Origin of the sequence: Duganella sp. LjRoot269 (assembly GCF_964254095.1) — a bacterium.
In the GTDB taxonomy this organism is placed as follows: domain Bacteria; phylum Pseudomonadota; class Gammaproteobacteria; order Burkholderiales; family Burkholderiaceae_D; genus Rugamonas; species Rugamonas hordei.
Genome location: NZ_CAXUSL020000001.1, coordinates 3,299,115 through 3,323,501 on the forward strand (window position 1 = coordinate 3,299,115; position 24,387 = coordinate 3,323,501).

General features: G+C 64.6%; 26 protein-coding genes. 12 read left to right on the forward strand and 14 right to left on the reverse strand.

Annotated features, from left to right (window positions below):
* Nucleotides 1–7: 7 nt before the first annotated feature.
* From ACSQ3S_RS14815 to ACSQ3S_RS14880, 14 genes are all read right to left on the reverse strand, one after another.
* On the reverse strand, nt 8–904 hold the full coding sequence (locus tag ACSQ3S_RS14815; RefSeq protein WP_176650348.1) for an SPFH domain-containing protein: 897 nt from the start codon (nt 902–904) through the stop codon (nt 8–10).
* An 88-nt stretch (nt 905–992) separates the two neighbouring features.
* The gene (locus ACSQ3S_RS14820; protein WP_436142834.1) at nt 993–1,556 is read right to left on the reverse strand and encodes a prepilin-type N-terminal cleavage/methylation domain-containing protein; all 564 of its coding nucleotides are present in this window, start codon (nt 1,554–1,556) and stop codon (nt 993–995) included.
* Nucleotides 1,557–1,599: 43 nt separating this feature from the next.
* Nucleotides 1,600–2,322, reverse strand: coding sequence for a hypothetical protein (locus ACSQ3S_RS14825; protein ID WP_436142835.1), 723 nt, complete (start codon nt 2,320–2,322; stop codon nt 1,600–1,602).
* A 3-nt stretch (nt 2,323–2,325) separates the two neighbouring features.
* Nucleotides 2,326–3,111, reverse strand: coding sequence for an ABC transporter permease (locus ACSQ3S_RS14830; protein WP_436142836.1), 786 nt, complete (start codon nt 3,109–3,111; stop codon nt 2,326–2,328).
* Nucleotides 3,108–3,821 (reverse strand): type II secretion system protein, encoded by a 714-nt coding sequence (locus ACSQ3S_RS14835; protein ID WP_436142837.1) that lies wholly within the window; start codon nt 3,819–3,821, stop codon nt 3,108–3,110. The genes ACSQ3S_RS14830 and ACSQ3S_RS14835 overlap by 4 nt, the downstream gene beginning before the upstream one ends.
* A complete protein-coding gene (locus tag ACSQ3S_RS14840; protein ID WP_436142838.1) occupies nt 3,811–4,257 on the reverse strand; it encodes a hypothetical protein in 447 nt (148 codons plus the stop codon). Before ACSQ3S_RS14840 ends, ACSQ3S_RS14835 begins: the two co-directional genes overlap by 11 nt.
* The gene (locus tag ACSQ3S_RS14845; protein WP_436142839.1) at nt 4,254–4,946 is read right to left on the reverse strand and encodes a hypothetical protein; all 693 of its coding nucleotides are present in this window, start codon (nt 4,944–4,946) and stop codon (nt 4,254–4,256) included. The genes ACSQ3S_RS14840 and ACSQ3S_RS14845 overlap by 4 nt, the downstream gene beginning before the upstream one ends.
* Nucleotides 4,943–6,514, reverse strand: a complete 1,572-nt coding sequence (locus ACSQ3S_RS14850; RefSeq protein ID WP_436142840.1) for a hypothetical protein — start codon at nt 6,512–6,514, stop codon at nt 4,943–4,945. The genes ACSQ3S_RS14845 and ACSQ3S_RS14850 overlap by 4 nt, the downstream gene beginning before the upstream one ends.
* Before the next feature lie 7 nt (nt 6,515–6,521).
* A complete protein-coding gene (locus ACSQ3S_RS14855; protein WP_436142841.1) occupies nt 6,522–7,724 on the reverse strand; it encodes a type II secretion system F family protein in 1,203 nt (400 codons plus the stop codon).
* Nucleotides 7,724–9,427 (reverse strand): GspE/PulE family protein, encoded by a 1,704-nt coding sequence (locus ACSQ3S_RS14860; RefSeq protein ID WP_436142842.1) that lies wholly within the window; start codon nt 9,425–9,427, stop codon nt 7,724–7,726. Before ACSQ3S_RS14860 ends, ACSQ3S_RS14855 begins: the two co-directional genes overlap by 1 nt.
* Nucleotides 9,428–9,452: 25 nt before the next feature.
* Nucleotides 9,453–10,988, reverse strand: coding sequence for a tetratricopeptide repeat protein (locus ACSQ3S_RS14865; protein WP_436142843.1), 1,536 nt, complete (start codon nt 10,986–10,988; stop codon nt 9,453–9,455).
* The gene (mshL, locus tag ACSQ3S_RS14870; RefSeq protein WP_436142844.1) at nt 10,985–12,844 is read right to left on the reverse strand and encodes a pilus (MSHA type) biogenesis protein MshL; all 1,860 of its coding nucleotides are present in this window, start codon (nt 12,842–12,844) and stop codon (nt 10,985–10,987) included. Before mshL ends, ACSQ3S_RS14865 begins: the two co-directional genes overlap by 4 nt.
* 81 nt (nt 12,845–12,925) lie before the next feature.
* On the reverse strand, nt 12,926–13,831 hold the full coding sequence (locus tag ACSQ3S_RS14875; protein ID WP_436142845.1) for an ExeA family protein: 906 nt from the start codon (nt 13,829–13,831) through the stop codon (nt 12,926–12,928).
* Nucleotides 13,832–13,839: 8 nt separating this feature from the next.
* Complete coding sequence (locus ACSQ3S_RS14880; RefSeq protein ID WP_436142846.1) at nt 13,840–14,556, reverse strand: ABC transporter ATP-binding protein; 717 nt, start codon at nt 14,554–14,556, stop codon at nt 13,840–13,842.
* Nucleotides 14,557–14,707: 151 nt separating this feature from the next.
* On the opposite strand from ACSQ3S_RS14880, the gene ACSQ3S_RS14885 reads away from it, so the two are divergent.
* The 12 genes from ACSQ3S_RS14885 to ACSQ3S_RS14940 all read left to right on the forward strand — a co-directional run bounded on the left by ACSQ3S_RS14885 (nt 14,708) and on the right by ACSQ3S_RS14940 (nt 24,377).
* Nucleotides 14,708–16,414: a GspE/PulE family protein gene (locus tag ACSQ3S_RS14885; protein ID WP_176650359.1), complete on the forward strand. Its 1,707-nt coding sequence runs from the start codon at nt 14,708–14,710 to the stop codon at nt 16,412–16,414.
* A 1-nt stretch (nt 16,415) separates the two neighbouring features.
* A complete protein-coding gene (locus ACSQ3S_RS14890; protein ID WP_436142847.1) occupies nt 16,416–17,645 on the forward strand; it encodes a type II secretion system F family protein in 1,230 nt (409 codons plus the stop codon).
* 42 nt (nt 17,646–17,687) lie between these two features.
* The gene (locus ACSQ3S_RS14895; RefSeq protein WP_436142848.1) at nt 17,688–18,185 is read left to right on the forward strand and encodes a type II secretion system protein; all 498 of its coding nucleotides are present in this window, start codon (nt 17,688–17,690) and stop codon (nt 18,183–18,185) included.
* A gap of 47 nt (nt 18,186–18,232) precedes the next feature.
* Complete coding sequence (locus tag ACSQ3S_RS14900) at nt 18,233–18,772, forward strand: type II secretion system protein (protein ID WP_436142849.1); 540 nt, start codon at nt 18,233–18,235, stop codon at nt 18,770–18,772.
* Nucleotides 18,773–18,851: 79 nt separating this feature from the next.
* Nucleotides 18,852–19,409, forward strand: a complete 558-nt coding sequence (locus ACSQ3S_RS14905) for a pilus assembly FimT family protein (RefSeq protein ID WP_436145023.1) — start codon at nt 18,852–18,854, stop codon at nt 19,407–19,409.
* Nucleotides 19,399–20,043, forward strand: a complete 645-nt coding sequence (locus ACSQ3S_RS14910) for a type IV pilus modification PilV family protein (RefSeq protein WP_436142850.1) — start codon at nt 19,399–19,401, stop codon at nt 20,041–20,043. The genes ACSQ3S_RS14905 and ACSQ3S_RS14910 overlap by 11 nt, the downstream gene beginning before the upstream one ends.
* The gene (locus ACSQ3S_RS14915) at nt 20,040–21,011 is read left to right on the forward strand and encodes a type II secretion system protein (protein WP_436142851.1); all 972 of its coding nucleotides are present in this window, start codon (nt 20,040–20,042) and stop codon (nt 21,009–21,011) included. The genes ACSQ3S_RS14910 and ACSQ3S_RS14915 overlap by 4 nt, the downstream gene beginning before the upstream one ends.
* The gene (locus ACSQ3S_RS14920; RefSeq protein ID WP_436142852.1) at nt 21,008–21,484 is read left to right on the forward strand and encodes a pilus assembly PilX family protein; all 477 of its coding nucleotides are present in this window, start codon (nt 21,008–21,010) and stop codon (nt 21,482–21,484) included. Before ACSQ3S_RS14915 ends, ACSQ3S_RS14920 begins: the two co-directional genes overlap by 4 nt.
* Nucleotides 21,485–21,620: 136 nt before the next feature.
* Nucleotides 21,621–22,565: an agglutinin biogenesis protein MshI gene (locus ACSQ3S_RS14925; RefSeq protein WP_353397931.1), complete on the forward strand. Its 945-nt coding sequence runs from the start codon at nt 21,621–21,623 to the stop codon at nt 22,563–22,565.
* Nucleotides 22,562–23,230, forward strand: a complete 669-nt coding sequence (locus tag ACSQ3S_RS14930; RefSeq protein WP_436142853.1) for a hypothetical protein — start codon at nt 22,562–22,564, stop codon at nt 23,228–23,230. Before ACSQ3S_RS14925 ends, ACSQ3S_RS14930 begins: the two co-directional genes overlap by 4 nt.
* Nucleotides 23,227–24,018, forward strand: a complete 792-nt coding sequence (locus ACSQ3S_RS14935; protein WP_436142854.1) for a type II secretion system protein GspM — start codon at nt 23,227–23,229, stop codon at nt 24,016–24,018. The genes ACSQ3S_RS14930 and ACSQ3S_RS14935 overlap by 4 nt, the downstream gene beginning before the upstream one ends.
* Nucleotides 24,003–24,377, forward strand: coding sequence for a hypothetical protein (locus tag ACSQ3S_RS14940; protein WP_436142855.1), 375 nt, complete (start codon nt 24,003–24,005; stop codon nt 24,375–24,377). Before ACSQ3S_RS14935 ends, ACSQ3S_RS14940 begins: the two co-directional genes overlap by 16 nt.
* Nucleotides 24,378–24,387 lie beyond the last annotated feature (10 nt).

Consider the following 24,387-nt stretch of genomic DNA (forward strand, 5'->3'; position numbering starts at 1 on the left):
TCGGCCGCTAGTTATAGAGGGTGCCCGTGTTGATGATGGGCTGGGTTTCCTTGTCCGAACACAGCACCACCAGCAAATTGCTGACCATGGCCGCCTTGCGCTCGTCGTCCAGCTCGACGATGCCGCGCTCCGACAGCCCGTTCAGCGCATTCTCCACCATGCTCACGGCGCCGTGCACGATCTTGGCGCGGGCGCTGATGATCGCCTCGGCCTGCTGGCGCCGCAGCATGACCTGGGCAATCTCGGGGGCATAGGCCAGGTGGGTGAGCTTGGCGTCCAGCACCTCGACGCCGGCCGCCTCGAATCGCGCCTGCAGCTCGCACTTGAGGGCGTCGGCGACCACATCCATGCCGCCGCGCAGCGTGGTTTCACCCTCGGGCAGGTCCTCGGCCTCGTCGTACGCGTATTGCGAGGCGAGATGACGCAGCGCGGCTTCGGCCTGGATCGAGACATAGCGCTCGAAATCGTCCACTTCAAAGACGGCCTGGGCGGTGTCGCGCACGCGCCAGACGACGGCCGCGCTGATCTCCACCGGGTTGCCGCGCTTGTCGTTGACCTTGAGCGTGGGCGCATTGAAATTTCGCGCGCGCAGCGACAGCCGGCGCTTGACGTAGAGGGGGAACGCCCAGCGCAGGCCTTCGCTGCGGTCGGTGCCGATGTATTTGCCGAACAGGGTGAGGATCGCGCTTTCATTCGGCTGCAGCATGAACAGGCCGGTCAGGCAGAATATTCCGGCCAGCACCATCAACACCCCGCCCAATAAAAAGGAATAACCGTCGGCATTCCCCACCCCGGTTTTAACCAGAAGCGCCGCGACCAGCAGCAAGCCAACCCCGGCACAGGCGGCCAGGTAGCCATTCGTCGATGAGAACGCCATTTCGCGGCGAGTGTGTGCACCATTCATGTTCGATTGCTCCTCAGGTAAGTGACATCAAAGTGATATCACTTTGAGCTCACCTGGCATGCTTGTCAAGCAATTTCGGCGGTTGGCGTCAGAAGAACAGGGCGGTGCGCTGGATCACGGTGCCGTTGTTGGTGTAGGCCGCGGTGGCGCGCACCGAGCCGGTGTTGTACTTGCCGTCGTCGAGCTTGCTGTCGACCTGTTCGGCGAACGAGTCCGGCAGGTTGTCGAGACGCACGCCGTTGCCGCCGCGGCCGCCGACCACGTCGTTGTAGATGTAGACAGCGCCGCCCTGGGCGCTGGTCATGAAGTCGGAAGTGCCGTTGAACGAGCCGGTGATGAAGCCGGACAGCGCCAGGTGCTGCGGCGCCAGCAGGTATTCGGCGATCTGGCCGTCGCCGTTGCCGTTGCCGGTGGCGCCGGGCGCGTGCGTGGTGCCCTGCACGTCGTCGCCGGGCAGCGCGCGGAACTTGTCCTGGTAGGCGTTGACGGCCGCCGTCAGCGACGTCGATTGCTGGATGATGTTCTTGACGCGGGCGCTGTCGATCAGGCCCTGGCCCTTCAGCACGCCGCCCAGCAGCAGGCCGATGATGACGAGGACGATGGCGATCTCAACCAGGGTGAAGCCGCGTTGGCGGACGGGAGTGACGGACATGGGGGCGTTCCTTTCTTATGGTTACGGTATCTTACAATAACGGTCAGTGCTTGGGCACTGCGGCGTTCAGCTGGTCCAGCCGTTCCGACAGGAATTGCAGCTCGTGCGGATCGGTGATCAGGCCGTCGCGCAGCAGGCCGCCGATCAATGCGCGGGCACTGTCGAGTTCGTTCATGTCTTCGGCGATGAACGCTTCCAGTTCGCGCGCCCACGGCGGCACGCCCGGTCCGGTGGCATGCAGCCGGATCGCCTGCGCATAGCGGCGCGCCAGCGGCAGGTCGTGCAGCCGGTGACGCGCCACCAGCGCCGCGTGCGCCAGCCACGGCCAGCGCCGGTTCGGGTCTTCGGCAAAGCGGGCGTAGACGAAGTCCAGCATCAGCCGCGCCCGCGCCGGATCGCTGACCGAGCCGTAGACTTCGCTGGCCGCCAGCAGCGGATATTGGCTGCGCGGATCGAGGTCCAGCATGCGCTGCAGCCAGGGCAGCAGCCGCTTGTAGTCCAGCTCGCGCCAGGCGATGCTGAGGCCGGCCTGCTCATCGAAGCCTTGCACGTACAGCATGCCGGCGCGCGACAACGCCACCGGATCGCCGAGGCTGGCCAGTTGCAGCGCGGCCTGCGGCGGCGCGGGCGGCAGGTCGCGCGCGCGCGCCTGCGGCGGCGGCCGGCCCGCTTGCCACAGCAGCTGCGCCAGCAGCGCCAGCGCCAGCAGCAGCGGCACGGCGCGCGGCACGGCGGCGAGGGGCTTGAGGGCGGGAGCGCTGCGCATGGTTCAAATATTTTTACGGTACAAATCGAACAGCGCGGCCAGCGCCAGCAGCGCCACATAGATCGCCGTCTGCGCGGCGATGGCCAGCAGCTCGGCGCCGCTGCCGTCGTGGTAGACCAGCCAGTCGCTGCGGGTGAATTGGTCCAGATGCGGCAGCAACAGCGCCAGCGCGTCGATGCCGCCGTTGAGCGCGCGCTGGCTGGCACCGGCGGCGGCATGGCCGGCATGGCCCAGCAGCTGCAGGGTGCCGATCACGCGCGCCAGCAGGTAGAAGGCCAGCGAGGCGGCCAGCGCCGGCAGCACCTGGTTCAAGGTCAGCATGCACAGCAGGCTGAAGGCGGCGACGATCCAGCATTCGCACAGCAGCGACACGGCCCACAGCGCCGCCTGCGCCGGCGGCGCGAAAAACAGCGCCAGCGCGCCGAACAGCAGCGCCGGCAGCAGCGCCAGCGCGGCAAAGCCGGCCAGCTTGCCCAGCAGGTAGGCGGCGCGCGGCAGCGGCAGCGCCATCAGCAGTTCCAGTCCCTTGTCGGCCGCTTCCCGCACCATGCTGGTGACGACGAAGGTGGCGATCAGGAACACCGCCGCCAGCCGCAGCACCGCGCCCAGCAGCGCCGCCTGCAGCTGCCGGCTTTCGGTCAGCGCCAGTTCGTTGAGAAAGCCGCTGATGCCGACCGCGCCCAGCGCCACCGCCAGCAGCAGCCACAGCAGGCGGTTGCGCAGCGCTTCCAGCAGGGTGTAGCGGGCGATGGTGCGGATGGCCGGCAGCATGGAGGCGCTCGCGGTCACGGCAGGCGTTGCGCCGCCACCATGCGGTTGTACAGGATGTTGGGCGAAATCCAGGTCACGATGTCGTCGAACGGGCCGCCGGCGGCGTTCGGGTCGTCGCTGGCGTCGCGGCTGACCAGGGCGGTGCCGCCGTTTTGCAGATTGATTTTCTCGTCGCTGTTGCCGGTGCCGGCGTCCTGGATGCGGGTGTTCTGGTCGCTGGTGGCGCCGTAGCCGTTGCGGCCGAACGAAATCAGGGCCGCCGGGATGTCGTTGGGCGCGGTGGCCGGCACCAGCTGGCCGCTGCTGTCGCGGGTCGCGACGGTGATGTCGCGCGGGGTCTTCAAGGTGAACAGGATCACGCTGTCGCTGAAGCCGGGCGTGACGCTGTAGCCGATCAGGCGGTTCCAGCCGTCGAGCCGCGCCACGCCCAGCGTGCTCCACGGCAGGTAGCCGTAGCGCTTGGTGCAGGCGCTGCCGACACGGTCCTCCAGCCCGTTGGTGGCGGAGATGGCCGGGCAGGGCAGGTAGCCGTTGCGCAGCGCGAAACCGAACAGGGCTTCCCTGGCGTCCTCCATTGCGCGGCGGGTGTCGCTGATTTTTTTCTGGTCCAGCTGTGCGCCCAGCGGGGCGATGACGCCGCCTATCATCAGGCCGACGATCAACAGCACGATGGCGATTTCAACCAGCGTGAAGCCGGACTGGCGGCGGGATCCGGTGTTACGGTTCATTGACATCCTTGACCTTGCCCTCGTTCAGATCGTAGCGCTGGCCGGGCTTGAGCAGTATCCGCTGGCCGGACGGCAGCGTGACCGTCATGCCCTTGCCGTTGCGCGCGGGCCTGGCGTAGGTGGCCTGTCCGGCGCGCTGCGGCTGGTCGTTGAGCCAGATGGTGCTGCGGCCGCTGCTGCTGCGCAGCACGCCGTTGAGCACCAGTGTTTCTGCCGGCGGCGGCGCGGCCGGCGCGGCGTTGGGATCGGCCGGCACCCCGGTCGGGGCCGCTGCCGAAGACTCCGGCGCCGGCACGACGCCGCCGGCGGTGGCGCTGCGGCGGGCTTCCAGCGCGGCACGCTCGGCCGGGGTCGAGAACAGGCGGCCCATCACGGGCTCGGCGTGCAACGGCGCAGCCGCCGCCAGCGCCAGCAGCAAGGCCAGGGCGCGCATCATGACTTGCCCTTCCTGGCGGCCGGCGCCTCGGCCTTCGGCGCCGTGTCCAGCGTGATCCAATTCAGCGTGCAGTCGGCGCCTAGCGTCGGCCCGTCGAGCGAGCCGGCGGCGCGGCCCAGCCGCTTGAGCGAGCAATCCTGCACGGCGAAGAAGTTGCGCTGGCTGAGGTCGTCGAAGAAATTGAACAGGTCCATTTCGTGCAGCAAATCCATGTGCAGCCGCATGCGGCTGCCGTGCAGCTGATAGTCGCCCAAGTCCAGCGCCGATTCCAGTCGCACCCCCTGCTGCGGCTCGATCTCGTAGCTCAGCGGCGGCAGCTTGCGCTGCTCCTGCGCCTGGCGGATCGCGTCCACCCATTCGAGCCGCCTCTCGGCGCCGATCAGGCCGCGGTTGAGCAACTCGATGTAGCGCGGCTGGAAATTGCGGATGTCGCGTTTCTCGTTGTCGACGTGGGCATAGCGCGAGTAGACGATGTCGCGGTTACGCTGCTTTTGCTCCATGTTCTCCTGCGCCTCGCTGAATTTCCACTCGCTGACCAGGATCGCGGTCAGGCAGATGGTGACGCAGGCGATGGCGGTCAGCACGGCGGTCCGGATCAGCGCGAATTCGCTGATCCAGAACGGCAGCGCGACCGCCGCGCTGTTTTTTTTCTTGCCGGGCACGGTGCCGGGAATGCGGGCTGGGCTCATGGCTTCCACACCAGGTTCAGGGAAAATTTGGCGCGCGTGTCGACCGCCGCCGGGCCGGCCTTGCCGCTCAGCTTGACGGACGAGCGGGTGTCCAGCGGCGGCTTGTCGATCGCCACCGTCAGCCGCGGATTGCGCGCCAGTTGCTGGGCGAAGCGGTTCATGCTGTCGACGGCGTTGCGGTAGTCGTCCTCGTCGGCCTGGATTTCCGCTTCCAGCAGCAGCGCCTGCGGCGGCTTGCCGGGGATGCCGGCCAGCAGCGAGGAAATCGGCTTGGCCGAGGTATCGTCCTGGCCGGACGGCGGCGCCAGGCTGTCGGGCACGCTGACCTTCCATTCCAGCCGCAGCAGATAGATGTTGGGCGACTGCTCCAGCGCCTCGCTGACGATGGCCATCAGCGGCAGCGGCGTCGGCGCCTGCGTGGCCAGCATGCGTTCGACGTTGACCGCCGCCCGCATGTTGGCGGTGGAGGTCACGCGCGGCGGCATGGCGGCCATCACGGCGCGGTAGCGTTGGTCGTACAGGCCGGCCTCGGCCGCCAGACTGTCGCTGGCGGCGCTGGCCTGCCGGGTTTGCCACAGGTTGATGCCCAGCCAGACCACGCTGCAGGCGGCCAGGCCGGCGCTGGCGACGTACAGCGTCAGCCGCGTGCGCCACAGATGGAAATAGCGCTGCGGCGCGCCCAGCGTGTAGTGGCTGGCGGGCGCTTCCCGCGCCAGCAGGCTCAGCAACATCGGCTCGGCCAGCCGCGCTGCCAGCTCGGCCACGGCGCCGTCCTCGGTCTTCAGGCCCGCCTTGGCGTCGGCGCTGCGCAGCGCGATGAAGCGGAACGCCGTTTCCTTGCCGTCCTCGCACTGGGCGGCCAGCGCGGCGCTGCTCGAGCCCGGCGCCACCACCACCGCGTGCAGCACGTTGCCGCGGCCCATCAGGCGCACGCTGGTCAGGAATTGCTGGGTCTTGGCAGTTTCGGCGCCGATGTCGACTGGTTTTCCGTCGCGGTCGATGGCCGGCGTCAGCCGCGAGAACTTCAGCAGGCCGTTGTGGAAATAACTCTGGCGCCAACCGGCCGATTGCTGGGTGACCAGCAGCAGGTGCTCGTCGCGCAGCGCCAGCTTGCGCACCAGCTCGGCGCTCAGCAGCGTGGCCGAATACAGGCCGGCCAGCGGCATCTTCAGCTGTTCCAGCGCCTCCACCCACGGCTGCACCGCCGCCGGATTGGTCAGCGCCGACATCAGCACGATGTCGTCGCGCCGGCCGGCAGCCTCGCGGCCCTGCACCTGCACGTGGCGGAACGGCGTTTCGCGGTAGTGCTGCAGCAGGCGGCGCTGCAGCAGCTTGCGGCCGGCGCCGCCGCCCACGTGCGGCACCTGCGCGCGGTGGAAGTCCTCTTCGATCAGGTCGGCCAGGATATAGGCCGGCATCTCGCCGTGGCTGTCGACATAGTCGAGGAAGGCGTCGACGCCGGCGCGGTCGTTGCCGAACACGCTGCCGCCGGACAGCCGGCCGCCTTGCCACAGGTAGGCGCACAGCTGGTCGCTGCTGACGTAGAATAGGTGTTTGCTGATTAACACGTCGGCCTCAGGTTCTGATCTTGCTGATCGTGTCGTAAATCGGGCCCATCACCGACAGCATGATCCAGCCCACCATCACGCCCAGGATCACCGTCATCGCCGGTTCTATCATCGATTGCACCTTCTCGATCATTTCCTTGACTTCACGGTTGTAGAAATAGCTGACGTTGTGCAGCGCGCCGTCCAGCGCGCCGGTGGTCTCGCCCACCTTGAGCATGCGGATCACCAGCGGCGGGAAGATGCCGGTGGTCTGGAACGCGGCCGTGATGCCCTGGCCCTCGGAGATCAGCTGCGCCGCGCGGCGCAGGCCGGCCGCGATGACGCGGTTGCCGACGATGCCCTCGGACAGGTGGATGCATTCGAGGATGGTGATGCCGGACGCGTACATCATGGCGAAGAAGGTGGCGAAGCGGGCCAGGATGATCTTGTGCAGCACCGGGCCTATCATCCAGATGCGCAGCTTGAAGCCGTCGGCCTGGTAGCGCGCCTGCTCGCTGCGCGCCAGCCAGGCGCGGCCGCCGAACCAGGCGGCCAGCGGGATGGCGACCAGCACGTACCAGTAGTTGATGAAGATGTTGGAGACGAAGATCAGCGCCTTGGTGTGGATGGGCAGGGTGTTGCCCATGTTCTTGACGAAGGAGGTCAGCTGCGGCACCAGGTAGATCATCAGGAAGAAGGTCACCGCAGTCACAAACGCGCCGACGGCGGCCGGATACATGATGATCTTCTTGGTCTGCGACGCCAGCTCGTCCTGCCACTTCAGGCTTTCCGACAGGTTCTTGAACACCTCGGCCAGCTTGCCGCTCTGCTCGCCGGCGGTGATCAGGCTGGTGAAGGTCAGGTCGAACACTTCCGGATAGGCGGCCAGCGCGGCCGACAATTGCTGGCCGCCCTCGATGTTCTCGATCAGGCCGGTGATCATTTCGCGGAAGCGCGGGTGGTCGATGCTCTCGCGCAGGTCGTTCAAGCCTTCGAGGATGGGCACGCCGGCGCCGGTCAGCTGCTCCATGTGGAAGCAGAAGTTGATCAGGTCGCGCCTGGTGATCAGGCGCTTGAGCGCCACCACCTTGGCGCGCGAGACGCGGCAATCGATCAGGTCCAGGCCCATGCGGTGCAGCCGCAGCTCCAGGTCCGGCTCGTTGGCGGCGTCCATGTTGCCGGGCTGGATCTGGCCGGCCGCATCCATGGCGCGGTAGTAGTATTGGGTCATCAGGCCAGCCGCTCCGTGAGGTCCACCACGCGGCCGACTTCCTCCAGCGTGGTGATGCCCTGCATCACGCGGCGCACGCCGTCGTCGATCAGGCTGTGGAAGCCGCCGGCGGCCGCGGCCGTCTTGAGCTCGCGCGACGAAGCGCGCCGCGCCACCAGCTCGTCCAGCGCCGGCGTCATCTTCAGCAGCTCGATGATGGCGATGCGACCCTTGTAGCCCTGGTGCGCGCAATGGTCGCAGCCGACCGCGCGGTACAGCGTCTGCGGCGGCGCCTCCGCGTCCAGGCCCAGCAGGCGGCGTTCGACCTCGTCGGCCACGTGCGCCTCGCGGCACTTCAGGCACAGCTTGCGCACCAGGCGCTGGGCGATGATGCCGATGATGTTGCCGGCCATGATGTCGGGCACGACGCCGATGTCGAGCAGGCGCGGGATCGAGCCGATCGCCGAGTTGGTGTGCAAGGTCGAATACACCTGGTGGCCGGTCATCGCGGCGGCGAAGGCCATCTCGGCGGTTTCCTTGTCGCGGATCTCGCCGACCAGGATGATGTCCGGGTCCTGCCGCATCATCGAGCGGATGCCTTCGGCAAAGCCCATCTTGGCCGATTCGTTGACCGAGGTCTGGCGGATCATGTTCATCGGGTATTCGACCGGGTCTTCCAGCGTCATGATGTTGACGCTTTCGGTGTTGATGTGGTTGAGGATCGAATACAGGGTGGTGGTCTTGCCGGAGCCGGTCGGGCCGGTCACCAGGATCACGCCGTCGGGGCGGGCGATCATCAGCTTCAGCAGGCTGAGCTCTTTTTCGTCCAGGCCCAGGCCGTCGAGCGGCACGATGCCTTTCTGCCGGTCCAGCACGCGCAGCACGAAGTTCTCGCCGTGCGTGGTCGGCTGGGCCGAGGCGCGGAAGTCGATCTGGCGGCCGGAAAACTTGATCGAGATGCGGCCGTCCTGCGGCGCGCGGGTCTCGGCGATGTTCATATTGCTCATGACCTTCAGCCTGACCGCCATCGCCGGCCAGTAGGATTTGTGCAGGCTGCGGATCTGGCGCAGGATGCCGTCGATGCGGTAGCGGATGCGCAGGAACGATTGCTCGGGCTCGAAGTGCAGGTCGGACGCGCCGTTCTGCACCGCGTCGGCCAGGATGGCGTCGATCAAGCGCACCATCGGCTGGCTGTATTCCTCCGAGGTGGTGCCGAGGCTGGCGTAATTGACTTCGCCGGTCTCGATCTCGTGCAGGATGCCGTCGATCGACAGTTCGAAGCCGTAGTACTGGTCGATGGCGCGCTGGATGTCGGACTCGTTGACCAGCAGCGGGCTGATGGTGATGCCCTTGACCAGCATCGCGCTGATCTGGTCCAGCGCGACGATGTTGCTGGTGTCCGACATGGCCAGGATCAGGTTGTCGGCGGCGCGTTCGTAGACGATGGGGAACACGCGGTAGCGCTTGGCCACGTCCTTGGGGATCAGCTTGAGCGCGATCGCGTCCACTACCAGGCTGGTCAGGTCGGCGCTTTGCTGGTTCAGGTTCTCCGACAGCGCCATGCGCACCGTCGCCTCGGTCACGAAGCCGAGCGTGATCAGCAGTTTTCCCAGCGGCTCGCTGCTGCGTTTCTGCTCGATCAGTGCGATGCGCAGCTGATCCTCGCTGATCACGCCTTTCTGGATCAGCAGCTTGCCGAGCGGGAGTTTTGCTTGTTCTGCCATGGATCTCTTAAAGTGTGCTCTCGGGTCAGCGCGCGGCGGCGCCCAGTTCGTGGATGCGGATGCGCAGCGCGCTGCGGTCGAACGCGGCGGCCCGGTCCTGCGCCAACGCCAGCGCGCGCTGGTAATAGGTCAGCGCCAGCTTGCCCTGGTTCAGGCGGTCGAGGCCGATCGCCAGGTTGTAGGCATAGTCCGGATTGTCCGGCGCCGCGCTGTAGGCGCGGAAATACTGCTGCTGGGCGTCCGGCCAGCGGCCTTGCTGCGCATACAGGTTACCCAGCGCGAACAGCAGCGGCGCCGACTCCGGATTGGCGCTCAGCATGGCCTTGAGGCGGTTCTCGCTGACGCTGGCGTCGCCCTGGCGCAGGCCGACCAGGCCGGCCACGGCGGCGCCGTCGGCCGGGTCGAGCTCCAGCAGGCGCTGGTAGTAGGCCGCCGCCTGTGCGCCCTGGTTCTGGCGCGAAGACAGGGTGGCCAGGCCGAGCAGGGCGTCGCGGCTGTTCGGATCCTGGCGCAGCGCCGCCTCGTACTGTTGCTGGGCAGTGCCCAGGTCGCCGTTATTGAAGGACTTGTAGGCTTGCTCCAGCGCTGGCGAGACCTTGGATGGAACCACATTGCGTGCCACGCGGATGTCGCTGTTGTCCGGCGCGGCGATCGGCGGCAGTTTTTCCACGCGCGGCGCTATGGATTGCGCCTGCAGGACTTGCTGGGTCGAGGCCAGCTCCTGTTCGGCATGGGCCAGGCGGCGTTCCAGGTCGTCGCGGTTGCCGCGCTGCGGGCCGGCCGGCAGCATGGCGCCGGACGCTTCCGCGCCGCCGGCGCCGGCGTCGGGCGCCACTGGCGTGCCGGGCTGTTGTGTGTTGGTCGCGCCGGTGGCGCCCGGCGGCGGCATCGGCACCGGCGGCAGGCGCGCACCGGCGCCCGGCGCGGCGACCGCTTGCCAGTAGTAATAGCCGAAGCCGATGACAATCAGGGCCAGCAAGGCGATCCAGCCGATCAGGCGCAGGCGTTCCGGGTCCATGCCGGTCGGCTCGTCGGTCGAGGCGGCCGCTGCGGCGGCGCGCGCGCGGGCGGCGCCGCGCGGCTTGTCCGCACTGGCGCTCTTGTTGCCGCGATTGCCTTTGTCGGACTGCTCGGCCTTGGCTGCCTTCGGTTGCGCTTGCGGGTTGTCCGCCCTGGCCGCCGCGGGTGGCGGCGCATGGGATGGTGCAGGCGCCGGCGCTTGCATGGCGTGCGGCGCCGACGGGTCGGGCGTCAGGTCCAGCGTCAGGCCGGCTTGTTTGTGGTCGCTGGGCGCGGGCGATGGGTTCGGGGCAGGGCGCGGCGTCAGGCTGGCCTGCGGCGCGGGCATGGGCGCCAGCGGCTCAAGGCTGAATTCGGCCTTGGGTTCGAGGTCCAGGCTCAGCTCGCGCTTGGCGGGCGCCGGCTGGCCGGGCGGCGCCGGTTCCGGCGTCAGCGCCAGCAGTTCGTCGAAGGCCGCCGATGGCTTGTCGAGTTCGCTATCGTCGCCGGCGTTTTGTTTGGCGCGTTCGGCTTTCTTGAGCGCCTGCATTAGTAGACTCATGATCCATTCACCTTGGCGGTCGGCGCTGCGGTCGGGACGGGAACCGGATAGGCTTCGGTGTCCGGTTGGCCCGGCAGCATGTAGCGGTATTCCTTGTAGTCGCCGTTGATGCTGGCGTCCTTGACCACTACCGGTCGCATGAAGATCACCAGTTCGGTCTTGGTGCTGTTCTCGTTACGCGATGAAAACAGGTTGCCCACCATCGGCAGGCTGCCCAGGCCGGGCAGGCCGTCCCTGGCGTTGTCGACGGAGTCCTGCATCAGGCCGCCCATGACGGCGATCTGGCCGCTGGATACTTTCATCAGCGATTCCAGCTCGCGCGCCTGGATCACCGGCACCTTGCTGACCACGTTGCCGGCCGCCAGCGCGGGATTCGGATCCTGCACATAGCCGACGATGCGGGTGATGGTCGGCCGCACATTGAGCGTGACTTCGTCGCTGTCGGAAATCTGCGGCGTGACGCTCATGACGAAGCCGACCGGCACGGTTTCCAGGTGCGACTCATAGGTCGCCTGCGAGATCGGCGTGCCGTTCTGGCCCAGCACTGCCGGCGTCACCTTGATCGAGAAGAAGACGTTGTTGTCGACCACCTTGAGCAGCGCGGTCTGGTTGTTGAGTACGCTGATCTTGGGGCTGGACAGCACTTTGACCTTGCCGAACGATTCCAGCAGCTGGATGGTGCTGGCGATATTGCCGAGGCGGCTGGTCGGGTTCGCGTAGTTGAGCAGGAACACGCCGGGATTGACGCTGGCGTTCGGCGACACCAGCGCCGGCGCGTTGATCTGGCCCTGGGTCAGCTTGAGGCCCCCGCCGCTGAGCGACGACCAGTTGATGCCCTGCTGGTATTGATCGCCCAGGCGCACTTCGATGACGGTGGCCTCGATCAGCACCTGGCGCTTGGCCGCGCCCAGCACGATGTCGAGGAATTCGCGGATTTTTTCATGCTGGCGGCCGGTGGCGCGCACGGCGATCAGGCCGCCCTCGGCGTTGACGATGACCGAGCTGCCCTTGGCGTTGGCGCGGGACTGGCCGGCCGTGTTGGCGTCGAAGCCGGCCGGTGCCTGCTGCGGTGTGCCGAGGACGTTGGGCTGCACCGCAGGCGCGGCAGCGCTGGCCTGCATCGCGGCCAGCGGATCGACCGGGTTGTCGCTCAGGTTGGAGGCGCGCAGCATGTCGCGGATATTCTTCTCCAGGCTGTACCAGAAATTATTGTCCGAACGGTTGTTGACGACGGTGGTGGAGTTGTTGCTGCCGTTGCCATTGGCCCCATTGTTGCTTGGCGCTTGGATGGCGCCGGGCGGCGCCGTCGTGCCGGCGCCGGCGACCGGGTTGGCGGCGCTGCTGTTGTTGTTGCCCCCGCCGGTGGTGGAGATCTGCGTGGCGATGTTGACGCTGCTGCTGGTGCTGCGCGCGATGTTGACGTAGTCGACCTTGTAATTGCGCCATTCCGGCGTGTCCGGCAACACCGTCAGCGTGCTGCCGTTGATCTCGTAGCGCATGTCGACCTGGCGCTGGATGCGGTTCAGCAGTTGCGGCAGCGTCTGGTCCAGCGCGTTGAGCGTCACCGTGCCCTCGATGCCGGGATGGATGTCGACGTTGAGCCCGGCGTCGCGCGCCAGCGCAAACAGCAGCGACTCCACCGGCACCTTGTGCACTGTCACGCTGTAGGTTTCCACCTTGGCGCTCGGTTTGGGTGCCGGCAAGGCGGCGCTCTGCCGGACCGGCTCGGGGATGGCGCCGGCCGGCCGCGGTACTTCGCTGATATGGCTGGGTGAATTGGGCAGGGTGTGGGTTGCGCAAGCGCTCAGCAACACGCTGCAGACCACAGGAAGAATAGGAGCGGCGAGTCTTTTCATTATTTCTTTCCAGCCCAGCGGGGTGCAGAAGATACAGGGGATGCCGGATGTTGTGTTTTTGCAATTGTATGTAACATGATCTTACAAATTTGGCGAGACGGCAAGGATACCCCGCCACATTGCAACAATTAACAGGGCCAGCAGCACACCGACAGCAACAGGACGCAGCAGCGGGCGGCGCCGGCGGAACGGCGATTCGCGGATCGCCTGCCGGGCATGACGGGCGCTGACGGTGGCGGCGTCGGCGGCGAAGGCGGCCAGCAGCGCCTTGTCGGCCAGGATATTAATACGGCGCACAATGCCCTCCGAACTGTCGCCGATCAACCGCGCCGCCGCCGGGCTGAACAGCGCCGGGCCGTCGTGGCCGGCCGCGCGCAGCCGGTGCGCCAGGAACTCGCCCACCAGCGCCGGCGCCATCGCCGGGACCTCGAAACTGTGGGTGATGCGCTCTTTCAGCTGGCGCATCTTGGCCAGCTCCAGGTGCTGGTCCAGCTCGGGCTGGCCGAACAATACAATTTGCAGCAGCTTGCTGCGCGCCGTTTCCAGGTTGGTCAGCAGGCGGATCGCTTCCAGCGACTCGAGCGGCATCGCCTGCGCTTCCTCGACCAGCAGCACCACTTGCCGGCCCCGGCTGTGGCGGGCGATCAAGTCCGCCTGCAGCGCGCGCTGGACTTCATCGGTGCGCAGGCCATGGGTGCCCAGCCCCAGCTCGGCGGCGATGGCGTGCTGCACTTCGTGCGGGTCGAGGTTGGGATTGACCAGGTAGATGACGTCGATATGGGCCGGCATCCGGCTTTCCAGCATGCGGCACAGCATGGTTTTGCCGGCGCCGACCTCGCCGGTCACCTTGACGATGCCTTCGCCGTGGCTCACCGCATAGAGCAAGGCCTGCAGGATCTCGCCGCGGGTATTGCCCGAATAGAAGAACGCCGGGTTCGGCGTGATGCCGAACGGCGATTCGCGCAGGCCGAAATGCGACTGGTACATGCTGCCGCTCACGCGATGCACGCCAGGAACGCTTGTTCCAGCGTATCGGCGCGGTAGTGGTCGCGGCACTCGGCCGGCGTGCCGGCAAAGCGGATGCGGCCGTCGTGCAGGATGGCCATGCGGTCGCACAGTTCGTCGACGTCGGCCAGCGCATGGGAGGTCAGGAACAGCGTGCTGCCGGCGCTGTGCAGCGCCTGCAGTTGTTGTTTCAGCAGCGCCCGCGCCTTCGGGTCGAGGCCGCTCATCGGCTCGTCCAGCACGTACAGCCGCTTGCGCGCCAGCAGGCAGGCGGCCAGGCCGAGCTTTTGCGTCATGCCCTTGGAATAGCTGCGCACGGTGCGTTTGAGCGCGTCCGCATCGAGGTCCAGCGCGGCCAGCATCACGGCCACTGCGTCCTGGTCATAGGTGATGCCTTGCAGGGTCAGCAGGTAGCGGATGAAGTCGGCGCCGGTCAGGTAATAGGGCGGCATGAAGCGCTCGGGCAGGAAACCCAGCGGCTGGCGGCTGGCGGGGCGCTGGTGCGGCTGGCCGAAGATTTCGATGGCGCCGCCGTCGAGTGCGCAAAAATCCAGCAGGCATTTGATCAGGCTGGTCTTGCCGGCGCCGTTGACGCCGACCAGGCCGAAGCACTCGCCGGCCTGCAATTCCAGGTCCACGCCTTGCAAGACGCTGGCCTGGCCGTAGCGTTTGACGACTTGCTGGAAGCGCAGGGCGGGTGCGGTCATGGAAGGTGAGAGCTTGAGGCTGGGAAACGAATGACACTGTAGCGCATTCGTGCGCAGAAAGCGACACCTGGGCGCGATGCCACTCGCAAGCGTGGCAAACTCCACTAGAATGGCGAACAATTGACGTGTGGCACAGAAACAGGGAGCGGGTATGGCAAGGCCGGAGAAGGTCCGTCTGGGGGAAATCCTGGTGCAGCAAAAGCTGCTGTCGGAGGAACAGCTGGGCTTGGCGCTGGCCGAGCAAAAGCGCAGCGGGCGCAAGCTGGGCCGGGTGTTCATCGAAAACGGCTATGTTACCGAGGAACAGATCGCCGGCGCGCTGGCGCGCCAGCTCAATATTCCTTACCTGAACCTGAAGTTCTTCAACGTCAATCCCGAGGTGGTGCGGCTGCTGCCGGAAACCCAGGCCCGGCGCTTCCGCGCGCTGGTGCTGGAAGACCGGCGCGGCTCGCTGCTGGTCGGCATGTCCGACCCGACCGACCTGTTCGCCTATGACGAGATCACCCGCATCGTCAAACAGCCGATCGAGCTGGCCGTGGTCAACGAGACCGAGGTGCTGGGCGTCATCGACCGGATTTACCGCCGCACCGACGATATTTCCGACCTGGCGCGCGAGCTGGAACAGGATATCGGCGACGTCTCGGTCGATTTCGGCGCGCTGGCGGCCGGCAATCCGAACCTGGAAGAAGCGCCCATCGTCAAGCTGCTGCAATCGGTGTTCGACGACGCCACCCAGGTGCGCGCCTCGGACATCCACATCGAGCCGCAGGAAGGCCGGCTGCAGATCCGCTTCCGCATCGACGGCGTGCTGCACCTGCAGACCGAGGCCGACATCAAGATCGCCCCGACGCTGGCGCTGCGGCTGAAGCTGATGTCCGACCTCGACATCTCGGAAAAACGGCTGCCGCAGGACGGCCGGTTCGCCGTGCGGGTCAAGAACCAGCGCATCGACGTGCGTATTTCCACCATGCCGACCCAGTTTGGCGAGTCGGTGGTCATGCGTCTGCTGAGCCAGGGTTCCACCCAGCTGCGGCTGGACGCGATCGGCATGCCGCGCGGCATCCTGGACAAGTTCCGCGCCATCGTCCAGCGGCCGAACGGGCTGGTGCTGGTCACCGGGCCGACCGGCAGCGGCAAGACCACCACCTTGTATTGCGCGCTGGCGGAGCTCAATTCGGTGGAAAAGAAACTGATCACCGTCGAGGACCCGGTTGAATACCGGCTGCCCGGCATCAACCAGGTGCAGGTCAACGACAAGATCGAACTGAACTTCGCGCGCGTGCTGCGTTCCGCGCTGCGGCAAGACCCGGACATCGTGCTGGTCGGCGAGATGCGCGACCAGGAAACCGCGCAAATCGGCCTGCGCGCCGCGATGACCGGTCACCTGGTGCTGTCGACCTTGCACACCAACGATGCCCGCAGCACGCCGCTGCGGCTGATGGACATGGGCGTGCCGCGCTACATGGTGGGCAGTTCGCTGCAGGCGGTGCTGGCGCAGCGCCTGGTGCGGGTGATCTGCGAAAGCTGCACCACGCCGTACGAGCTGACGCCGACCGAGCGCGAATGGCTGAGCATGGAGCTCAACGACAAGGTCGACAAGGCGCGCTATTTCCACGGCAAGGGTTGTTCGCATTGCAACGGCATGGGCTATCGCGGCCGGACCGGTGTCTATGAACTGCTGGAAATGACGCGCGCCGTGGTCGACGCCGCCAACGATCCCGATCCGGCCCACTTCCTGAAGGTGGCTGCGGCCGAAATGGCCGGCGAAACGCTGCGCCGGCATGCGGTGCAACTGGTGATCCAGGGCCGCACGACGGTGTCGGAAGCGATGCGCATCAGCAACCAGATCGAGGATTGACGTGCCGTTTTTCGCCTACAAGGGCCGCAACGCGCGCGGCGAGCTGATGCAGGGCGTGCTGGAGGCGGCCGACAGCGGCGCCGTCGCCGACCAGCTGTTCAATACCGGCGTGACGCCGATTGAGATCCTGGTGACCAAGAAGGCCGTGACCGGTAACGACGAGGCATGGTGGGTCAAGCTGTTCGAGAAAAAAGTCACGTCGATGGACGTGCAGCTGTTCAGCCGGCAGTTGTACACACTGCTCAAGTCCGGCGTGCCCATCATGCGCGGCCTGGCCGGCCTGCAGGAATCGGCGGTCAGCAAGTCGTTCGGCAAGGTCATCAAGGATTTGCGCGAATCGCTCGATTCGGGCCGCGAGCTGTCGGCCGCGATGCGCCGCCATCCGGCCGTGTTTTCGCCGTTTTACCTGTCGATGGTGCGGGTGGGGGAGATGACCGGCCAGCTGGAGGAAGTGTTCCTGCGCCTGTTCGACCACCTGGAGTTCGACCGCGACATGCGCCAGCGCGTCAAGTCGGCGACCCGCTATCCGACTTTCGTCGTGTTCGCCATGGTGGCGGCGATGGTGGTGGTGAACATGTTCGTGATCCCGGCGTTTGTCGGCGTGTTTGCCAGTTTTCACGCCGAGCTGCCGCTGATGACGCGCATCCTGATCGGCACCTCCAACTTTACGGTGCGCTACTGGCCGGTGATGGCGGTGGCGGCGGCCGGCGCCTTCTGGGGCTTCCGCGCCTGGGTCGGCACCGCTGCGGGCTTATATAAGTGGGACAAGTTCAAGCTGAGCATCCCGGTCGCCGGCAAGATCGTGCTGAAAGCCACGATGGCGCGCTTCGCGCGCAGCTTCGCGCTGTCCAGCCGCAGCGGCGTGCCCATTGTGCAGGCGCTGACGGTGGTGTCGCAGACGGTGGACAATTCCTACCTGTGCGCCCGCGTCGAGCAGATGCGTGACGGGGTGGAGCGGGGCGACAGCATCCTGCGCACGGCCGCCGCCGCCGGCGTGTTCACGCCGGTGGTGCTGCAGATGATCGCGGTGGGCGAGGAGAGCGGCTCGATCGACGACCTGATGGACGAGATCGCGCTGATGTACGAGCGCGAGGTGGACTACGAGCTGAAGACCTTGTCGGCGCAGATCGAACCTATCCTGATCACCTTCCTCGGCATCATGGTTCTGGTGCTGGCGCTGGGTATCTTCCTGCCGATCTGGGACCTGGGCAAGGCAGCCTTGCACCATTAAATCGCCCAAATGGGGAAAATTGTGGTCTTTTTGCCTACATTTGTGACTACGAAACAACGGGGCGCCAGCTTGCTTGAGTTCGGCGTCGCAGTCGCGGTCATTGGTATTTTGATGACAATTTTGCTCCAGCGGATATGGTATTACCAAGACGAAGCGGAGCAGGCGTCGGTTCAACTGACGGTGGCCAATGTACGCACGGCCTTAGAAATTAAGGTGGTGCAAGGAAGATTGCCCGGGCGCAGTGTGGATTTAACGATTTTGGCCGAACAAAATCCGTTAAATTTGTTAATTGATAAGCCCATCAATTATGCCGGCGAATATTTTTCCCCGGCGGATGGCGATGTCGCCAAAGGGAATTGGTATTTCGACCGGAGCAACAAGACTCTGGTCTATTTGTTAAATATCAGAAATTCTTTTGGAGATGCTCAACTGAAACGTTTGAAATTCAAGGTAAAATTGCTTCGCTTGCCCTATAGCCCCGCCAAGCCGTCAGGCACACCAGATACCCTCGGTGTGGCCTTTGAGCAAGTCAATGATTAGCGCAACTCGCGCAGACTTACCTTTTGGACGATTTGGAGAATAGAGTAATGAACAAGCAAGCAATGTACACAATTCGCAAACAGGCCCAGGCGGGTTTCACCCTGATCGAATTGATCGTTGTGATCGTAATTCTTGGCATCTTGGCGGCTACCGCCTTGCCAAAGTTCGCCAATTTGGGTGGTGATGCCCGTGCGGCCTCACTGCAGGCTGCAGGTGGTTCGCTGAAGTCGGTTACCGCAATGGCGCATGGTCAATTCCTGTTAATCACCAGCGGCGCCACCAATACCACTACATTGGAAGGCCAAGCGGTTGCCTTGGTTAATGGCTATCCCGCTGCGGATGCCAATACTGCAACCGCAGCTGGCCTGACAGGGGCGGATTATCTGGTCACGGTTGGTCCGAATGCGGCCGCAACGACCTCCTTGCCTGTATTTGCTGCTAATACCATACTGATTCAGCCCATAAGTGCGTCATCGAATGCCACCGGCTTGACGTGCTGGATTTCATATAAGGAAGCCACTAGTGCCGCAGGCGTCATTACGCCGCCGGTCATCACGGTGAACGGCACGGCAACCAACTGCAAGTAAGTATCGCTACAGGTTCCGGCATAGTTTAGCTGTGAAGCCGCTCTCGCACAGGCCGCGCTTTGTTAGCGCCGCCCGCCTTGTGGCATCCGGTGGCTTCACCATGATTGAATTGATCACGGTAATCCTGCTGGTCGGCATACTCGGCGCTATTGGTGCATCGCGCTTCTTTGATGACAAGCTCTTCGAAGCCAAGGCCTATGCCGATCAAGCCAAACTCATGATCCGTTATGCGCAGAAACTGGCCATCGCCCAGAACCGCGAAGTGTTTGTTCGTTCCGATGTTAGCGGTTTTGCGGTCTGTTTTGACTCCGGCTGTTCCAGCGCTAACCTGGCGTTGGATCCCGGTGGCTCAAACAACGGCAGTAGTTACACCAAGGGCTACTGCCTCAGCGGCGGTTCTTACGCTTCCAGCTGGATGTGCATTGGCAAGTCGGCGAATGTTACGGTGACGGCGGCGCCAGCGCGCAATGAACTGGCTGCCGGTGGCTACTTCTTCTTTGACGCAATGGGCAGGCCGCATAATAACGGTGACCCCGTTGGCGGTACCTCCTCCTTTACCATCATGCCGATGACCTTCACCAGCGGGACCAGTTCGTTCAGCGTCACGGTCGAAGCGGAAACGGGTTATGTCCACTAGAGATCTCGGCCGCCAGCACGGCTTGACCATCATCGAGCTGGTGCTGTTCATCGTCATCACTGGCGTGGCTGCGGCGGGCATCATGCGGGTGCTTAATATTGGCAGCACGTCCAGCACCGACCCGGCACGCCGCAAGCAGGCAATGTTGATCGCGGAATCGTATATGGAAGAAGTTCAACTGGCTCGTTTCACTTTTTGCGATCCGTCCGACGACAACGCCAGTACCGTCGCCGATGCCGCGCATTGCAGCCAGCCGGAAATCATCGGGCCGGAGGCTGACGACGTGCTTCGCCCTTTCGACAACGTCAATGATTATGTCTCCGCCATCAACACGGCTCAGCGTAGCTTTGCGATTGGGGGCGTGGATACTGATATCAACGGTCGCCCACTGGGCCAGGATGCGTCGGCCACCACGCTCGGCAACAGCTCGATGAGCGGTATCACTACGACGATGACGCTGAACTACGTGCCCGCGTTGGGGCCGGCAGGACGTGTCATCAGCTCCGACGCTAGCTCCAACGATGCGATGAGGGCGCTCCGTATCACCATCAGGACCACCTATGGAACCGGCCCGAACGACTTCATCGAGTTGGACGGTTACCGTACGCGCTACGCCCCGAATTACTTGCCATGAAGACCGTCGCCCAACGCTCCCACCCTCGCCAGCGCGGCTTCACGCTGGTGGAGGCCATCGTTGTGATGGTTATTACCGGCATCCTGTCCGGCATCATGGTGTTGTTCATCCGTCAGCCGGTGAAAAACTATGCCGACGCCGCCGGCCGGGCCGACATGAGCGACACCGCCGACCTGGCATTGCGCCGCATGTCGCGCGAACTCCATTCGGCGCTGCCAAACAGCATACGCGTCACGGTGTCGGGCGGCGTCTCGCTGCTGGAATTCATTCCGACATATGCGGGTGGCCAGTATGTTGCGGTGGAGGATAATGTTAGCGGCGGTTCGCTCACCGCCGCTCCGCTTAGTTTTACCAGCACATCTGCGCTGACATTCAGCATCTCCGGGCCCGTGCCGGCCGCACCGTATGCTATCAGGTCGGGCGATTACGTCGTGGTCTATAACCTTGGGCCCGGCTTCCAGGACGCCGACGCTTACGCAGGCACCAACATGGCGCTAGTCGATACGACGGCGATAGACGCGACTACGGGCGGTACTACGGTCACGATAAAAAATATCAGTCCGTCTACGCCGGCTATCAACCCGTTTGCAGTGCCCGCCGCAGCTGGCCGCGTGCCGAACGCTTCTCCCGGTCATCGATTCCAGTTGGCGCGCCAGCCAGTTACGTTTCGTTGCCAGAGCAATGCGAGCGGACAGGGAACGTTGACGCGTTACTGGAATTACAGCTTCCTTCCGGCGCAGACCGATCCCGCCACCTTGGTCGGCAATCCACTCTATTCTGGTTTGCAATCTGCCATGTTGGCCAACAATGTGCTGGCTTGCGACTTCAGCGTGTCCCAGCCCGCCAACCAGCGAAGCGGCCTGGTCGGTTTGACCATCGCATTGGCGCGTTCCAACCAAGGCGGCGCCGCAAACAATCTTGAAACGCTGACGCTGGCAGATCAAGTACACGTGGACAATACGCCATGATCTATCCGACCCTGCGCAAATCCGCCGGCGTGGCTTTGGTGACGGCAATCTTCCTGCTGGTGGTGTTGGCTGGACTGGCGGTGGCTGTGGTATCGCTGACGACATCGCAACAAGCTAGTTCGGTGCAAGATGTGCAGGGCGCCCGTGCTTACCAGTCAGCCAAGGCCGGTATTGAATGGGCGTTGTACCAAGCGTTGCAGAGCGGAGCTGGCACGCCGTCGGCCAATCTGGGATGCGCAAGCGGGGCCAGCTACAACTTCGGCATGCCCAGCGGCACGAGCTTATCCGCCTTTACCGTGACCGTGACTTGTACGGCACCCGCTGCCCCATGGGCTGGAGGGGCGGCAACTGATCCAACCGCAGGACACTTCCGCATCACGGCAACTGCGTGCAATCAGCCGAGCGGCGGCGCTTGTCCGAATCCGACGCCGGGGGCCGATTATGTGCAGCGCGTGATCACCGCGCAGCTATAAAACAGCAAGCTATGTGGAAATGTGTGTATTTTTGCAGCATTGTTGCAATTCTGGGCAGGAAAACGGGGGCAACTTGAATATAATCAATCATCTAGCACGCAAACTTCGCGTGCTGATAACCAATTAGATCGCCGGCATGAGTTTCTTTAAAAGAGCTAAAAAAACGGATGGATGGCTCACGGTCACTTTTCTAAGGGACGGCGTCTGTGCGGGCCGCGTGCAGCGCGTGCGCGACGCCAAGGCGGTGGTCGAGTTGACGGCGTTCTATCCATCCGACACCAGCTTTTCGCCGGAGGCGTTGGAGCGCCTGAACAAGGAATTGAAAGTCTCAAGCTACCGCTGCGGCACCGTGCTCAACGGTGGCGAATACCAGATGCTGACGGTCGATGCGCCCAATGTGCCGCAGGAAGAATTGAAAACGGCGGTGCGCTGGCGCTTGAAGGATATGCTCGACTTCCACGTCGACGACGCCACCATCGACGTGCTCGATATACCGGTCGACACCAGCAATGCTTCGCGCGGCCATTCGATGTTTGCGATCGCCGCGCGCAACGCGCTGATCCAGTCGCGCCAAACCTTGTTCGCCGAGGCCAACCTGGCATTGACCGTCATCGACATTCCGGAAATGGCGCAGCGGAATATCTCGGCGCTGCTGGAAGTCGAAGGACGCGGACTGGCCATGCTGTCTTTCGATGGCGAGGGCGGCCTGCTGACGATTACCTTCAAAGGCGAACTGTATCTGTCGCGTCGTATCGATGTCACCATCGAGCAGTTGCTGGAACCGGACACCGACAAACAGCAACATTGCTTCGACAAGATCACGCTGGAATTGCAGCGCTCGCTGGACCACTTCGACCGCCAGTTCCATTACGTGAACGTGATCAAGCTGCTGCTGGCGCCGATCGGCGCGCCGGGCCTGCACGAATACCTGGCGGCCAACCTGTACATGCCGGTCGAGGCCATGGGCCTGGAGGATGTGTTTGATCTGAGCAAGGTGCCGGCGCTGCAGGACGTCGAGCAGCAGCGGCGTTTCTTCATGACGCTGGGCGCGGCTTTGCGGCACGAGGAGGTGGTGCTGTGAGCCAGCAGATCAACCTGTTCAATCCGATCTTCCTCAAGCAGAAGAAGATTTTCACGGCGTTGCCGATGGCCGAAGCGCTGGGCGTGATCGTGGCTGGCGTGCTGCTGCTGACCTGGTTTGCAGGCCAACGCGTAGCTGAACTGGAGCGCAGCGCCGCCGCCGGCAAAATCTTAGTGGCGGACCGCGAGCAACGGCTGGGCCGCGCCACCGTGCAATTCGCACCGCGCCAGAAGAGCGCGGCGTTGGACGCCGAAGTGGCGCAAGCGGAAGCGGAACTGAAATCGCTGCATGACGTCGAGTCGGTGCTGCAAGGCGGCTCGCTGGGCAATACGGCAGGCTATGCTGAATACTTCCGTGCCTTGTCGCGCCAGAACGTCAGCGGCCTGTGGTTGACCGGCGTGCACATCGTCGGCGCCGGCAACGATATCGGCGTGCGGGGCAGAGCCTTGCAGCCGACGCTGATCCCGAACTACATCGCCCGCATGACGGCCGAACGCGTCATGCATGGCAAGACTTTTGCCAGCCTGGATATCTCGCGTCCGGAGACGCAAGCGACTCCGGCGCCGGCAGCCGGGGCGGCGGCTTCCGCTGTGGCGCAAGTGGCCGCGCCGTCGCCCTACGTTGAATTCAACCTGCAGTCGACTGCGGCGGAGACGGCCAAATGAAGCAGCGATTACTCCAGCAGTGGCTCAAACTCAGCACGAAGCTCGATGCGATGACGTTGCGCGAGCGTGCCATGGTGTTTCTGGCGGTCGTGGCGTCCATCCTGTTCGTGGTCTATACCATGACCTTCGAGCCCTTGCTGGTCAAGCAGCGGATATTGCAGGCGCAGATCAAGCAGCAGCAGAACCAGATCGCGGGCATCGACACCGAGATCACAGTCAAGGCGCAGGCGTATGCGGCAGATCCGGACACGCCGGCGCGCGAGCGCCTGAAGTCGCTGAGGCAGGAAATCGAACACACCCGTTCCGGTTTGCTGTCCATGCAAAAAGGCCTGGTGGCGCCGGAAAAGATCGCGCCTCTGCTTGAGCAGCTGTTGCGCGGCAACGGCAAGTTGCGGCTGATGTCGATGAAGACCTTGCCGGCAACCGGCCTGACGGAAGCGGCCCAAGCCGCGCAAGCGCCGACCACCGCCAAGCCTGCCGTTGCCGCCGCCCCGACGTCCGCGGCTGCCGCCGCTGCGATGGTTGCCGCCGCGACTGTGCCTCCGGCAGCCGCCGGCGCGCCGGCTGCGCCACCGGCCAAGCCGCAAGAGCTGCTGTACCGCCATGGTGTCGAGATCGTTTTGCAGGGCAGTTACCTGGACATGGTCAACTACATGGACGAGCTGGAACGCCTGCCGGTCCAGCTGTTCTGGGGCAAGGCCAGCCTGGATGCCCAGCAGTACCCGAACTCGCGCCTGACGCTGACCCTTTACACGCTGAGCCTGGATTCAAAATGGATGAAGCTATGAGCCGGCGCTTGCTGATGCTGTGCGCTTGCGCCGCGATGTCGGGTGCCGCGCTGGCGCAAACCATGGCCGATCCGACGCAGCCGCCGCCGGAGTTGCTGCGCCTTCAGGCCACCGGGCCTGATGCCGCGCCGGCCATCGTCAAGGGGCCCCAGCTGCAATCGGTGCTGACCGGCACGCGCGGGCGCCAGGTGGCGGTGATCGATGGCCAGACCGTGCCGCTGGGCGAAAAATTCAACGGCGCCACCCTGATCAAGGTCGGCAAGAACCAGGTGGTACTGAAAAACGGACGGGAGCAGCAGGTGCTGACCTTGTTCCCTGAAGTCGAAGCGGACGCTAAAAACGCCGCTCACAAACGTTAAGAATCCTATG

Bases quoted from the DNA above. Each gene is read 5' to 3' on its own strand.
- ACSQ3S_RS14815 (WP_176650348.1), bottom strand. From the start codon at position 904: ATGAATGGTGCACACACTCGCCGCGAAATGGCGTTCTCATCGACGAAT.
- ACSQ3S_RS14820 (WP_436142834.1), bottom strand. From the start codon at position 1,556: ATGTCCGTCACTCCCGTCCGCCAACGCGGCTTCACCCTGGTTGAGATC.
- ACSQ3S_RS14825 (WP_436142835.1), bottom strand. From the start codon at position 2,322: ATGCGCAGCGCTCCCGCCCTCAAGCCCCTCGCCGCCGTGCCGCGCGCC.
- ACSQ3S_RS14835 (WP_436142837.1), bottom strand. From the start codon at position 3,821: ATGAACCGTAACACCGGATCCCGCCGCCAGTCCGGCTTCACGCTGGTT.
- ACSQ3S_RS14840 (WP_436142838.1), bottom strand. From the start codon at position 4,257: ATGATGCGCGCCCTGGCCTTGCTGCTGGCGCTGGCGGCGGCTGCGCCG.
- ACSQ3S_RS14845 (WP_436142839.1), bottom strand. From the start codon at position 4,946: ATGAGCCCAGCCCGCATTCCCGGCACCGTGCCCGGCAAGAAAAAAAAC.
- ACSQ3S_RS14855 (WP_436142841.1), bottom strand. From the start codon at position 7,724: ATGACCCAATACTACTACCGCGCCATGGATGCGGCCGGCCAGATCCAG.
- ACSQ3S_RS14860 (WP_436142842.1), bottom strand. From the start codon at position 9,427: ATGGCAGAACAAGCAAAACTCCCGCTCGGCAAGCTGCTGATCCAGAAA.
- ACSQ3S_RS14865 (WP_436142843.1), bottom strand. From the start codon at position 10,988: ATGAGTCTACTAATGCAGGCGCTCAAGAAAGCCGAACGCGCCAAACAA.
- mshL (WP_436142844.1), bottom strand. From the start codon at position 12,844: ATGAAAAGACTCGCCGCTCCTATTCTTCCTGTGGTCTGCAGCGTGTTG.
- ACSQ3S_RS14875 (WP_436142845.1), bottom strand. From the start codon at position 13,831: ATGTACCAGTCGCATTTCGGCCTGCGCGAATCGCCGTTCGGCATCACG.
- ACSQ3S_RS14880 (WP_436142846.1), bottom strand. From the start codon at position 14,556: ATGACCGCACCCGCCCTGCGCTTCCAGCAAGTCGTCAAACGCTACGGC.
- ACSQ3S_RS14885 (WP_176650359.1), top strand. From the start codon at position 14,708: ATGGCAAGGCCGGAGAAGGTCCGTCTGGGGGAAATCCTGGTGCAGCAA.
- ACSQ3S_RS14900 (WP_436142849.1), top strand. From the start codon at position 18,233: ATGAACAAGCAAGCAATGTACACAATTCGCAAACAGGCCCAGGCGGGT.
- ACSQ3S_RS14910 (WP_436142850.1), top strand. From the start codon at position 19,399: ATGTCCACTAGAGATCTCGGCCGCCAGCACGGCTTGACCATCATCGAG.
- ACSQ3S_RS14915 (WP_436142851.1), top strand. From the start codon at position 20,040: ATGAAGACCGTCGCCCAACGCTCCCACCCTCGCCAGCGCGGCTTCACG.
- ACSQ3S_RS14920 (WP_436142852.1), top strand. From the start codon at position 21,008: ATGATCTATCCGACCCTGCGCAAATCCGCCGGCGTGGCTTTGGTGACG.
- ACSQ3S_RS14925 (WP_353397931.1), top strand. From the start codon at position 21,621: ATGAGTTTCTTTAAAAGAGCTAAAAAAACGGATGGATGGCTCACGGTC.
- ACSQ3S_RS14935 (WP_436142854.1), top strand. From the start codon at position 23,227: ATGAAGCAGCGATTACTCCAGCAGTGGCTCAAACTCAGCACGAAGCTC.
- ACSQ3S_RS14940 (WP_436142855.1), top strand. From the start codon at position 24,003: ATGGATGAAGCTATGAGCCGGCGCTTGCTGATGCTGTGCGCTTGCGCC.